General features: G+C 70.3%; 11 protein-coding genes. 6 read left to right on the forward strand and 5 right to left on the reverse strand.

Going from position 1 to position 12609, the window contains the following annotated elements; all coding sequences use genetic code 11:
* Positions 1-36: 36 nt before the first annotated feature.
* The 4 genes from lysS (at position 37) to BM290_RS30920 (ending at position 5546) form a co-directional block, all read left to right on the forward strand.
* Positions 37-1545 (forward strand): lysine--tRNA ligase, encoded by a 1509-nt coding sequence (gene lysS, locus BM290_RS30905; RefSeq protein ID WP_093619446.1) that lies wholly within the window; start codon positions 37-39, stop codon positions 1543-1545.
* Positions 1546-1640: 95 nt separating this feature from the next.
* Positions 1641-1997, forward strand: a complete 357-nt coding sequence (locus tag BM290_RS30910) for a histone-like nucleoid-structuring protein Lsr2 (protein WP_093619447.1) — start codon at positions 1641-1643, stop codon at positions 1995-1997.
* 349 nt (positions 1998-2346) lie between these two features.
* Positions 2347-4872, forward strand: a complete 2526-nt coding sequence (locus BM290_RS30915) for an ATP-dependent Clp protease ATP-binding subunit (protein WP_093619448.1) — start codon at positions 2347-2349, stop codon at positions 4870-4872.
* Between the two features lie 86 nt (positions 4873-4958).
* Complete coding sequence (locus BM290_RS30920; RefSeq protein WP_093619675.1) at positions 4959-5546, forward strand: DUF4291 domain-containing protein; 588 nt, start codon at positions 4959-4961, stop codon at positions 5544-5546.
* Between the two features lie 105 nt (positions 5547-5651).
* On the opposite strand, the gene BM290_RS30925 is transcribed toward BM290_RS30920, so the two are convergent.
* The gene (locus BM290_RS30925) at positions 5652-6548 is read right to left on the reverse strand and encodes an HhH-GPD family protein (RefSeq protein ID WP_093619449.1); all 897 of its coding nucleotides are present in this window, start codon (positions 6546-6548) and stop codon (positions 5652-5654) included.
* A gap of 126 nt (positions 6549-6674) precedes the next feature.
* On the opposite strand from BM290_RS30925, the gene BM290_RS48680 reads away from it, so the two are divergent.
* Together BM290_RS48680 and BM290_RS30935 are read left to right on the forward strand one after the other, a co-directional pair.
* The gene (locus BM290_RS48680) at positions 6675-7409 is read left to right on the forward strand and encodes a flagellar basal body-associated FliL family protein (RefSeq protein WP_093619676.1); all 735 of its coding nucleotides are present in this window, start codon (positions 6675-6677) and stop codon (positions 7407-7409) included.
* A 2-nt stretch (positions 7410-7411) separates the two neighbouring features.
* Positions 7412-7921 carry a 2'-5' RNA ligase family protein gene (locus BM290_RS30935; RefSeq protein WP_093619450.1) on the forward strand — a complete coding sequence of 170 codons (510 nt, stop codon included), beginning with the start codon at positions 7412-7414 and terminating at the stop codon, positions 7919-7921.
* 308 nt (positions 7922-8229) lie between these two features.
* Here the strand turns inward: BM290_RS30935 and disA are convergent, their stop codons facing one another.
* The 4 genes from disA to BM290_RS30955 all read right to left on the reverse strand — a co-directional run bounded on the left by disA (position 8230) and on the right by BM290_RS30955 (position 12567).
* On the reverse strand, positions 8230-9411 hold the full coding sequence (gene disA, locus BM290_RS30940) for a DNA integrity scanning diadenylate cyclase DisA (protein ID WP_093619451.1): 1182 nt from the start codon (positions 9409-9411) through the stop codon (positions 8230-8232).
* 83 nt (positions 9412-9494) lie between these two features.
* Entirely contained in the window at positions 9495-10916 is a 1422-nt protein-coding gene (gene radA, locus BM290_RS30945) for a DNA repair protein RadA (protein ID WP_093619452.1), read from the reverse strand.
* Between the two features lie 54 nt (positions 10917-10970).
* The gene (locus BM290_RS30950) at positions 10971-11660 is read right to left on the reverse strand and encodes a hypothetical protein (protein WP_143134010.1); all 690 of its coding nucleotides are present in this window, start codon (positions 11658-11660) and stop codon (positions 10971-10973) included.
* Between the two features lie 79 nt (positions 11661-11739).
* Positions 11740-12567: a UbiA family prenyltransferase gene (locus BM290_RS30955; protein WP_093619454.1), complete on the reverse strand. Its 828-nt coding sequence runs from the start codon at positions 12565-12567 to the stop codon at positions 11740-11742.
* Between the last annotated feature and the right edge of the window lie 42 nt (positions 12568-12609).

The raw sequence follows: 12609 nt of genomic DNA on the forward strand, positions 1-12609 counted from the left end.
CTTTCGAGGTCCCAGCACCGAGAAGGAAGTCTTGCCGTGACCGAGCAGAACACGCCAGCGATCGACCCCGCCGAGGACCTTCCCGAGCAGATGCGGGTCCGCCGGTCGAAGCGGGACCGGTTGCTCGCCGAGGGCGTGCCGCCCTACCCGGTCGAGGTCCCGCGGACCGCCGAGATCGCCGAGATCCGCGAGCGTTACGCGGAGCTGCCCACCGACACCGCCTCCGGCGACAAGGTGTCGATCACCGGCCGGGTGATCTTCGTGCGCAACGGCGGCAAGCTCTGCTTCGCCACGCTGCGCGCCGGTGACGGCACCGAGATCCAGGCCATGTTCTCGCTCGACAAGGTGGGGGAGAAGTCGCTGGCCGACTGGAAGGCCGTGGTCGACCTCGGCGACCTGGTCGCGGTCACCGGCGAGGTGATCACCAGCCGGCGCGGTGAGCTCTCCGTTCTCGCCGATTCCTGGGCGATGAGCGCGAAGGCTCTGCGTCCCCTTCCGGTGGCCCACAAGCCGCTTTCCGAGGAGACCCGGGTCCGGCAGCGTTATGTCGATCTGATCGTCCGGCCGCAGGCCCGTGACGTCGTGCGTACCAGGGCGACGGTGGTCCGCAGCCTGCGTGAGTCGCTGTTCCGCCGGAATTTCCTCGAGGTGGAAACTCCGATGCTTCAGTTGCTGCACGGCGGCGCCGCGGCCCGACCGTTTGTGACGCACAGCAACGCACTCGACACCGATCTTTATCTCCGGATCGCTCCGGAACTGTTTTTGAAGCGTGCCGTGGTCGGTGGCATCGACCGGGTCTTCGAGATCAACCGCAACTTCAGGAATGAGGGCATGGACTCCACGCACTCGCCGGAGTTCGCCATGCTCGAGGCCTATCAGGCCTATGCCGACTACAACGTGATGCAGGCGCAGGTGCGGGACTGGATTCAGGAGGCCGCGTTCGCCGTCGCCGGTTCGCATGTGGTGACCCACCACGACGGCACCGAGGTCGATCTGGGCGGCGAGTGGGCGCAGATCACCCTCTTCGGCGCGATCTCCGAGGCGCTCGGCGAAGAGGTGACGATCGACACGGATGTCGCCCAGCTGCAGCGGTATGCGGACAAGGTGCAGCTCTCGGTGGACCCCAAGTGGAGCGCCGGCAAGCTCGCCGAGGAGCTGTTCGAGCATCTGGTGACCGACAGCCTGGTCCAGCCGACCTTCGTCCGGGACTTCCCGGAGGAGACCGCCCCGCTGACGGCGCCGCACCGCACCACTCCGGGCCTGACCGAGAAGTGGGACCTCTACGTCAGCGGATTCGAACTCGCCACCGCCTATTCCGAGTTGGTGGACCCGGTCATCCAGCGCGAGCGGTTCCACGCGCAGTCGCTGCTCGCGGCCGGTGGCGACCCCGAAGCCATGCAGCTGGACGAGGATTTCCTGCGGGCCATGGAGTACGGAATGCCGCCGTCCGGTGGCATGGGAATGGGAATCGACCGGCTGTTGATGGCGCTCACCGGCCTCGGCATTCGGGAAACGATCCTCTTCCCCTTGGTGCGCCCGGAGTAACAATTACCCACCCGCCATTGACGGGCGATGCGCCCCTGGCGTTATTGTCTTCCCATTGCTGGGGAGAGAACCTGTGTTCAGGAGGATAACGGCGCGTGGCCAAGCAGATCATTCACAAGCTGGTCGATGACATCGACGGTGTCGACGCCGACGAGACCGTGAAGTTCGCGCTCGACGGCATTCAGTACGAGATCGACCTCTCGGAGAAGAACGCCGCTAAATTGCGGGAGGTCTTCGAGCCCTACCTGAAGCACGGCACGAAGGTCGCCCGTGGCGGCGTGGTGGTCGGCGGCCGGGCGGCTCGTGGCCGTGGCGGCGCGACCGCCGACCGGGAGCAGAACAAGGCGATCCGGGAGTGGGCCAAGAAGTCGGGCAAGGAGATCTCCGACCGCGGCCGCATCCCGCAGGAGATCGTGGACGAGTTCCACGCGAAGGGCCCGGGCCGGGCCTGATCCCCCGGCACAGCTCCTCGGAGAGGGCGCCCCGACCATGTCGGTGGCGCCCTCTCCGCGTTTGCCCGTCGGCCGCGCGCTGGGATCACTACGGTTATCCACAGGGGTGGACAGGGTTGTCCACAGGCTGTGGATCGGCAGGATTTCGCTGTACGCGTACACGTTCGGGTGGGGGAACAGCCGCTGAGCGTGCGAAGTTGGCTAAATCAACGTTGCGGATCGCTTCGAGGGGCTGTGGAGGCCCAGCGGAGACCGTCAGCGGCGATAGAGTTACAGCACGGGCATCACCGATGCCCGTGCGCTGGCCCCGCCAGTTCATGGGCGCACGGCACGTGAGGAGCACGAGGGCATGTTCGAGCGGTTCACCGACCGAGCGCGACGGGTTGTCGTCCTGGCCCAAGAAGAGGCCCGGATGCTCAACCACAACTACATCGGCACGGAACACATCCTGCTGGGCCTGATCCACGAGGGCGAGGGCGTCGCCGCCAAGGCTCTGGAGAGCCTCGGCATCTCCCTCGAGGGGGTCCGCCAGCAGGTCGAGGAGATCATCGGCCAGGGGCAGCAGGCGCCGAGCGGGCACATCCCGTTCACGCCGCGCGCCAAGAAGGTTCTGGAGCTCTCGCTGCGCGAGGCGCTTCAGCTGGGCCACAACTACATCGGCACCGAGCACATCCTGCTCGGCCTGATCCGTGAGGGCGAGGGCGTCGCCGCCCAGGTGCTGGTCAAGCTCGGCGCCGACCTCAACCGGGTCCGCCAGCAGGTGATCCAGCTGCTCTCCGGCTACCAGGGCAAGGAGCCGGCCGCCGCGGGCACCGCCACCGGCGAGGCCGCGCCGTCCACGTCACTCGTGCTCGACCAGTTCGGCCGCAACCTGACGCAGGCCGCCCGCGAGGGCAAGCTCGACCCGGTCATCGGCCGGGAGAAGGAAATCGAGCGGGTCATGCAGGTGCTGTCCCGGCGCACCAAGAACAACCCGGTGCTGATCGGCGAGCCCGGCGTCGGCAAGACCGCCGTGGTCGAGGGCCTGTCGCAGTCCATCGTCAAGGGCGAGGTCCCCGAGACGCTGAAGGACAAGCAGCTCTACACGCTCGACCTGGGCGCCCTGGTCGCCGGCTCCCGCTACCGCGGTGACTTCGAGGAGCGCCTGAAGAAGGTGCTCAAGGAGATCCGCACCCGCGGCGACATCATCCTGTTCATCGACGAGATCCACACCCTGGTCGGCGCCGGCGCCGCCGAGGGCGCGATCGACGCGGCCAGCATCCTCAAGCCGATGCTCGCCCGCGGTGAGCTGCAGACCATCGGCGCCACCACGCTCGACGAGTATCGCAAGCACCTGGAGAAGGACGCCGCGCTCGAGCGCCGCTTCCAGCCCATCCAGGTCGGCGAGCCGTCGCTGGCGCACACCATCGAGATCCTCAAGGGTCTCCGTGACCGCTACGAGGCGCACCACCGGATCAGCATCACCGACGCCGCCCTGGTGGCCGCGGCGACGCTGGCCGACCGGTACATCTCGGACCGCTTCCTGCCGGACAAGGCGATCGACCTGATCGACGAGGCCGGCGCACGGATGCGCATCCGCCGGATGACCGCGCCGCCGGACCTCCGTGACTTCGACGAGCGCATCGCCCAGGTGCGCCGCGACAAGGAGTCCGCGATCGACGCGCAGGACTTCGAGCGCGCCGCCCAGCTGCGTGACAAGGAGAAGACCCTCCTCGGTCAGAAGGCGCAGCGGGAGAAGGAGTGGAAGGCCGGCGACCTGGACGTGGTGTCCGAGGTCGACGACGAGCAGATCGCCGAGGTGCTGGGCAACTGGACCGGCATCCCGGTCTACAAGCTCACCGAGGAGGAGACCTCCCGCCTGCTGCGCATGGAGGACGAGCTGCACAAGCGCGTCATCGGCCAGGAGGACGCGGTGCAGGCCGTCTCCAAGGCGATCCGGCGGACCCGTGCCGGTCTGAAGGACCCGAAGCGCCCGAGCGGCTCGTTCATCTTCGCCGGCCCGTCCGGTGTCGGTAAGACCGAGCTCTCCAAGGCGCTCGCGGAGTTCCTCTTCGGCTCCGAGGACGCGCTGATCCAGCTCGACATGTCCGAGTTCCACGACCGCTACACGGTGTCCCGTCTCGTCGGCGCCCCTCCCGGTTACGTCGGTTACGACGAGGGCGGCCAGCTGACCGAGAAGGTGCGTCGCAAGCCGTTCTCCGTGGTCCTCTTCGACGAGATCGAGAAGGCCCACCCGGACGTGTTCAACACGCTCCTGCAGATCCTGGAGGACGGTCGCCTGACCGACGGCCAGGGCCGGATCGTCGACTTCAAGAACACGGTCATCATCCTCACCACCAACCTGGGCACGCGTGACGTGGCCAAGGCGGTGTCGCTGGGCTTCCAGGCCTCCGAGGCCGAGGAGTCGAGCTACGAGCGGATGAAGATCAAGGTCAACGACGAGCTGAAGCAGCACTTCCGCCCCGAGTTCCTGAACCGTATCGACGACACGATCGTCTTCCACCAGCTGCGTGAGAAGGAGATCCTGCAGATCGTCGACATCTTCACGGCGCGTATCGAGTCGCAGCTCAAGAACAAGGACATGGGTCTCGAGCTGACCGACAACGCCAAGAAGTATCTGGCGGCCAAGGGCTTCGACCCGGTGCTGGGCGCCCGCCCGCTGCGCCGGACCATCCAGCGCGAGCTGGAGGACACCCTGTCCGAGCAGATCCTCTTCAACGAGCTGCGCCCCGGCCAGATCGTCGTCGTGGACTGCGAGGGCGACCCGGCCAAGGTGGAGAAGTCCAAGCTGGTCTTCCGCGGCGCTGAGAAAGGCGTGACCGTGCCCGACGCGGTCCCGGCCGACCTCGGCACGGCGACCACCACCGAGGAGTAAACAGCTCTGACGAGAAACCCGGCCGCGGCGACGTGGCCGGGTTTTTTCGTTTTACGCGCGTGGGTCACGAGCGCGATCATGCGGTCATGAAACGTCAGATCCGGGCCGTGTTCGACGAACGGACCATCACCGTCTACCAGGCCTACTCGCCGGCCATCGCGGTGCCGGCCGTGGCCGCCGGGCGATTCGTGCCGCCGTTCAAGCGCGAGCGGATGACGTGGATCAAGCCCTCGTTCCTGTGGATGATGTACCGCTGCGGCTGGGCCACCAAGCCCGGCCAGGAGCACGTCCTCGCCGTCACGATCACCCGGGCCGGCTTCGAGTGGGCGCTGGAGCAGGCGTCACTGAGCCACTACGTGCGCGATCTCCATCCGGATCGGGCCACCTGGCAGCGGGAACTCAAGCGGGCGCCGACCCGGGTGCAGTGGGATCCGGAACGTGACCTGCGGCTGCGGGAGTTGCCGTACCGGTCGTTGCAGGTGGGGCTCGGTGGGGTCGCGGCGCCCCGCTACGCCGACGAGTGGGTCACCGGGATCGCCGACGTGACGCCGCTGGCCCGGGAGATCCGCGCCCGGCTCGACGCGGGTGACGACGACGCGGCCGGGGCGCTGCTGCCGGTGGAACGGCCCTACCCGCTGCCCGCCCCGATCGCCGCACACCTCGGCGCGGGCTGAACCCGGCCGGCCGGTGACCACCGCATTCGGCCCGGCGGCCGCGTTTCGGCCCGGACCACCGCCAGACGTCGCGCGGTGGCCACGGGACTGCGGTGGCCGTACCCCCTAAAGGGTTTGCACGTCGCCCGCCGGTGCGTCGCCTGCCAGGACGAAATCGCCCGCGCCGAGCGCCTGGACGAGCCCGTCCTCGACGAGGCCGGCGAGCGCCCGGGCCCGCTGCACCTCGTCGTTCCAGACCACGTCGAGGCGCTGCTGCGGAACCGGCCCGGTGGCGTGCCGCAGCACCTCCAGGAGCAGCCCGCGGACCTGGCGGTCGGTGCCCGCGTAACGCTGCGGTTTGCGGCTCGGCCCCTCCGGCAGCGGCAACCCGGTGAGCCGCCAGGCACAGACGTCGTGGAACGGGCAGTCGACACATTTCGGCGCCCGCGCCGTGCAGACGATCGCGCCGAGCTCCATGAACGCGATGCTGGCCTTCGCAGCGGTCGCCTCGTCGGCCGGCAGCAACGCCTCCATGGCGGTCAGATCGGCGGCGGTCGTGGCCGGGCCCGCGTCCGGTTTGCCCTCCACCGCGCGGCAGACGACCCGCCGCACGTTGGTGTCGACGACCGGATGCCGCCGGCCGTAGGCGAACGTCGCCACCGCCCGCCCGGTGTAGGTCCCGACCCCCGGCAGGGCGAGAAGCTCGTCGAGGTCACTGGGCACGTGACCGCCGTGGCGCTCCACGATCGCGACCGCGCAGGCGTGCAGCCGCATCGCCCGCCGCGGATATCCGAGCCGCCCCCACATGCGGATCGCCTCCGACGGCGGATCGTCGGCGAGCGCGGCCGGAGTGGGCCAGCGGGTCATCCAGGAGCGCCAGGCGGGCTCCACCCGGACGACCGGGGTCTGCTGCAGCATCACCTCGCTGACCAGAACTCCCCAGGGTGTGGTGTCGGGCTGCCGCCAGGGCAGGTCACGGGCATTGGCGGCATACCAGCTGATGGCGTCGTCGGCGAGAGTCATAGCCCGTCAACTGTAGGCGGCACACGCGCAAGGTCCATCTCTAACGAACCGTCCGCGAGTTGGTGTCGTACATCCGGCGCGTCATGCACATAGTGACGGTCGTCCGGGTTTACGGTGGGCGGCATCATGCGTGCGACGGTTGGTCCCCTCCCACCCGCGGTCTACTGGCGGCGGCGTTTGGTCGTGCTGGGCGCGGTGCTGCTCGGCGTCATCGTGCTGTTCGTGTCCTGCTCCGGTGGGGACGACTCGGACCCGAAGAAGGCGTCGTCGGAGGCTTCGCAGTATCCGGAGCCGGCCCCGAAGAGCGCCTCGCCGACACCGTCCCTGGAGGACAGCGCCGACCCCGGCGTCGGCCCGGCCTACCCGGACCCCAACGAGCTCCTGTCGCAGCAGCCCGACGACGGCGAGACACTGCCCGCCCCGGCGAACTCGGCGGCGCCCGCCAACAACCCGCCGGCCGCGGGAGCCGCGTGCACCGACGCCGAGATGCAGCTGACCCCGGTTCCGGCGGACACGTCACCCCAGCGGGGCGCCTCCACCGACATCCAGCTGAAGATCAAGAACATCGGCAACCGCACCTGCACCCGTGACCTCGGCGCCAGCGCTCAGGAGATCTACATCGCGCTCGGCGCCCAGCGTGTCTGGTCGTCCGACCAGTGCGCCGCCGTCAAGGGCAACGACGTGCAGACCCTCGCCGCCGGCGCCGAGAAGACCTTCGAGGTCACCTGGAACGGCAAGCAGTCCACCCAGTGCACCGGCGCCTCGGCGTCCGGCCCGGTCCCGGCCGCGGGCGCCTACCAGCTGCTCGGCCGCCTCGACACGATCGTCAGCACCCCGGTCGTCCTGACCGTCGTGAACTGACGTTGGTCGCTGCGCTCGAGCTCTACCTGGACGTCGACACGACACGCCGGGTGCGTACCCTGTGGCGCGCCCTGGAGGACGACGGCATCCCGTCCCTCGGCTCCCTGCACCAGAAGCACCGTCCGCACATCTCCCTCGCCGCCGCCCACCGGATCGACCCGCACGCGGTCGCCGACGCTCTCGACGGTTTCCCGGTCGGGCGCGGCCTCACCGTCGGCATCGACTTCGTCGGACAGTTCGTGGGCCGGGTCCTCTGGCTGGGCGTCACCGTCACCGAAGAACTGCTCACCCACCATCGAGCCGTCCACGAACGCCTCACCGCCGGCGGCGTCGACATCTGGGAGCACTACCGGCCGGGCCGCTGGGTGCCGCACTGCACCATCTCGCTGCGCGTGCCCAACCCGATGATGGCCCCGGCGGTCCGGCGCTGCCTCGAATACCTGCCGATACAGGCCACGATCGTCGGGGCCGCGGTAGCCGATCACGCCAACGACATCAGTCATCCGCTATAAAAAATCCCTTTTCGGTACGGCCGACCAGGACGACCGTGGCTACACCGCGAGGTGGCTGCCGGGTCCCGGCCGACACCGCGCCCGCCGGGCGGCGATCCCCCATCACCGCTACCCCGACCTCCACAGCCGACCGTGCGGGCGCTGCGGGCATCAGCCCGCTCGGTCGTCGTCCCGCTGGTCGTGAGTGCTGTCGGGCCGTGCCGTTCGGCAGCTCCCGCGTCCCGCTGGTCGTGAGTGCTGTCGGGCCGTGCCGTCGGCAGCTCCCGCGTCCAGCTGGATCGTTCGGTTCAGGATGGTTGTGGGACGGGTCAGACGTAGCGCTCGAGGATGGACGCCTCGGCGAGACGGGACAGCCCCTCCCGGACCCCGCGAGCCCGGGCGTCCCCCACCCCCTCCACGGCCTGCAGATCCTCGACGGTCGCGCCGAGGAGCCGCTGCAGGCTGCCGAAGTGGTCGACGAGCCGGTCGACGATCTGGGCGGGCAGCCGCGGCACCTTGGCGAGCAGCCGGAACCCGCGCGGCGAGACGGCCGCGTCGAGAGCGTCGGACGCTCCCGCGTAGCCGATCGCCTTGGCCACGGCGACCAGGTCGATCATCTCGGTGGCGGTGAGCAGGTCCAGCTCGACGAGAGCCTCGTCGAGGGTGCGCGCCTTACGGCCGGTGGGCAGGTAGTCGCGGATCACCAGGGTGCGGTCGGCGTCGACCCCGGCCATCAGCTCGTCGAGCTGGAGGGCGAGGAGCCGGCCATCGGTGCCGAGCTCGACCACATATCCCGAGATCTCGTCGGCGATGCGGCGCACCATCTCGAGGCGCTGCACCACGGCCACCGCGTCACGGACCGTGACCAGATCCTCGATCTCGAGCGCCGACAGTGTGCCGGACACCTCGTCGAGCCGCAGCTTGTAGCGCTCCAGCGTGGCCAGCGCCTGATTGGCACGGGACAGGATGGCGGCCGAGTCGTCGAGGACGTGGCGCTGCCCGTTCACATACAGCCCGATGATGTGCATCGACTGGCTGACCGAGATCACCGGATAGCCGGACTGTTTGGCCACCCGCTCGGCGGTGCGGTGGCGGGTGCCGGACTCCTCGGACGGGATCGACGGGTCGGGCATCAGGTGCACGGCGGCCCGGACGATCCGGGTGCCGTCACTGGACAGGACGACGGCGCCGTCCATCTTGCACAGCTCACGCAGCCGGGTCGCGGAGAACTCCACATCGAGCGGGAACCCGCCGGTGCAGATGGTCTCGACGACGGCGTCATAGCCGAGCACGATGAGCGCGCCGGTGCGGCCCCGGAGGATGCGCTCCAGACCATCGCGCAGCGCGGTGCCGGGGGCCATCAGGGCGAGGTTGGCGCGGAGCGGATCGCTGGCGCCGCCGGTCAGGCCGGCGCCTGCGGACGGCGTCATCGCGCGATGCCCCGCGCCGTTGACGCCGGGACGCGGCGTTGAACTGGCAGCGGGCTTGGAACCATCGCGGTCGAGCGGCACCCGGACATTCTACGGACTGTCATCCAGGCCAACGAGCCGTGGTTTGATGAATGCTCCGTAGCGTGATGAAACGTGACTCTGCGTCATCGGCTGCTGTGCTCGGCCGAGGCCCGCGCTGCGCTCTGCAACGCCGACTGCAGATTGTTCACCTCGATCACCTGCATGCCCTTGGGCGCGCCGGAGGTCGCGTCGGGGCCGCAGCCGGGTGGCACCAGCGCGACGGTGAAGCCGAGCCGGGCCGCCTCGGCGAGCCGCCGGCCGACCGCGCCGACCCGGCGGATCTCCCCGGTCAGGCCGACCTCGCCGATCGCCACCAGGGTCGGCGCCATCGCCAGGTCGAGCCCACCGGACGCGACGGCCAGGGCCATCGCCAGGTCGGCGGACGGCTCGATCAGCCGGATGCCGCCCACAGTGGCCGCGAACACCTCACGGTTGTAGAGCTTGAGCTGCTTGGTGCGCCGCTCCAGCACGGCCAGCACCATGGCGAGCCGGGCATGATCGAGACCGGACACGGTGCGCCGTGGCGACCCCTGCACCTCGGCCCCGATCAGCGCCTGCACCTCGGTGACGAGCGCCCGCCGGCCCTCCATCGCCACCGTGACGCAGGTGCCGGGCACCGGCTCGACATAGCGCGTCAAGAACAGCCCGGACGGATCGGGCAGGCTGGTGATGCCGCCCTCGTGCATCTCGAAGCAGCCCACCTCGTCGGCCGCGCCGAACCGATTCTTCACCCCGCGGACCAGGCGCAGCGACGAATGCTTGTCGCCCTCGAAGTGGAGCACCACGTCGACCAGGTGCTCCAGGACACGGGGACCGGCGACCTGACCGTCCTTGGTCACGTGACCGACCAGGACGGTGGCGATGCCCCGCTCCTTGGCGATCGCGACGAGCGCGGCGGTGACCGCGCGGACCTGGGTGACACCGCCGGGCACCCCCTCGGTGCCGGGCGCCGCGACGGTCTGCACCGAGTCGAGGATCAGCAGGCCCGGCCGGACCGCGTCGAGGTGACCGATCACGGTGCCGAGGTCGTTTTCCGAAGCGAGATAGAGCTTCTCGTGGAGGGCGCCGAGCCGCTCGGCCCGCAGCCGGACCTGGCTGACCGACTCCTCGCCGCTGACCACCAGGGACGGGGTGCCCGCGCCGACCGCCCACTGCTGAGCGACGTCGAGCAGCAGGGTGGATTTGCCGACCCCCGGCTCACCGGCGAGCAGCACCACCGCGCCGGGCACCAGCCCACCACCGAGAACCCGGTCGAGCTCGCTCACGCCGGTGGCGACCGCCCGGGCCGGGGCCGCGCTGATCTGCGCGATCGGCCGGGCCGGCTCGGACGGCATGCGGGAGCTGACCACGCGCCCGGAGACCGGAACGGTCACCGTGGACTCGATGATCGAGCCCCACTCGCCGCACTCCGGGCAGCGCCCCAGCCATTTCGGCGGCTGGTGGCCACACGCGTCACAGACGTAGGCGGCCTTGGGGGCCTTGGCTGCCGAACGGGAGGTCGTCACCCCGACACGCTAGCTCGGGGGTCCGACATTTCCCGGACGGGTGCCGGCCACGGCTCAGTGGCCGCCCTCGGTCTCCTCGTGGATCTCGGCGGAGCCGCGCGGGGCCGGGGTCAGCGGCGAGGCGACCGGCGCCTGCAGGATCAGCGGCGTCGCGTCGTTGCTGAACTCGAAGACCAGGTTGAGCGTCATACCCGGCTTCAGCTCGCCGCTCAGGTCGACGGCCTGCAACTGAGCGGCGTCGGCCGGCTTGAAGACCGCCGAGCCCTGCGGGCCGATCTTGATCTGAGCCGGCGCGACGGTGCTGGCCGGCTCGGTGCTCGGCGACGGCGCCCCGGAGACGCCGGGCTCAGCCGAGGCGCCGGCGGACGCGCCCGCGACCTCGCCGGGCGTGGTCACGGTCGCCGTGCTGACGAACCCGACCCGCGTGGCGCTGAGGACGTCGGGCCGGTTGGCTGCCGCCTGGCTGCTGATCGTGACGGTGACCGTCTCGTTGGTCTCGTTGAAGAGACTCACCTCGAGCGGCGCGTTCTCGTGGGCCTCGTAGCCCTTGATGCCGTTGTATTCCACCTGGAGGTTGCGGACCAGCACCTTGCCGTCACCGGACTCCGCGTTGACGCCTGCGATCGGCGTGTCCAGGATGGCGGTCTCGGCGACCTGGCCGGCCGAGCACGCGCCCAGAGCCAGGGCGGCGACCGTGGCGGCACCCGCGACCACAGCGGCGCGACGGGTTCCCAGGGAGCGCATCACGATCCTCCAAATAGAGACACCAGGGTGTTAGATCAGCGTAGTGGGCGGCGTTCGCGCGCGTGCGGGGACCCATCCATCAGGTCACGCGGCCACTGAGAACCAGCAGCAGGACGTCGATCAGAGCCACCACGATGACCGCGCGGAAGAGGGCCACCGGGCGTCCTTCGGCGCGGCGGGCGGCGTACCACCCGAGGGGCAGGACCACGACGGCGGCCGCGCCCGCCGCCAGCCCGGACCACGACGGCGGGCCGGGTGGTCCGAGGACCAGGGCGGCCGTCGCGCCCAGCAGGAGCGCCGCGGCGGCCAGTTGCGACCCGGCGGCGCCGATCCGGTGCGGCAGGCCGCGCACGCCGGTGGCCGCGTCGTCGGCGAGGTCCGGCAGCACGTTGGCGAAGTGCGCCCCGCCGCCGAGCAGCGCGCCCGCCGTGACGAGCCACCACGGCGGCGCCGGGGCGCCGGGCAGCGCGAGGACCACGAAGGCGGGCAGGAGACCGAAAGAGATCAGGTACGGCAGGACCGAGAACACGGTGCTCTTCAGCGGCCAGTCGTAGAGCAGCGCCACCCCGGCGGCCACCGTGATCGCCAGCGTGGCCGGACCGCCGAGCGGCAGCGCCAGCACCGGGACCGCCAGGGCGGCGAGCAGACCCGAGACCGCGACGGCACGCCCGGAGACCGCCCCTGCCACCAGCGGTTTGTCACGCCGCCCGGCCAGCCGGTCGCGCTCCTGGTCGAGCCGGTCGTTGACCCAGCCGACGGCGAGCTGGGAGGCCGCCACCGCCGCCGCGACCGACGCGAGCCGCCACCCGCGGTGCCCGGCGCCGGCGGCGAGCAGGGTGATGGCGAGGGTGACGGCGGCACCCGGTTCCGGATGGGCCGATCTGATCAGCGCGAGCACACGGGACATGCCTGACAAGTGTGGCCCCCGCTGCGAACCCGTGCCAGGCTC

The organism is Actinoplanes philippinensis (assembly GCF_900113015.1).
Classification (GTDB): Bacteria; Actinomycetota; Actinomycetes; order Mycobacteriales; family Micromonosporaceae; genus Actinoplanes; species Actinoplanes philippinensis.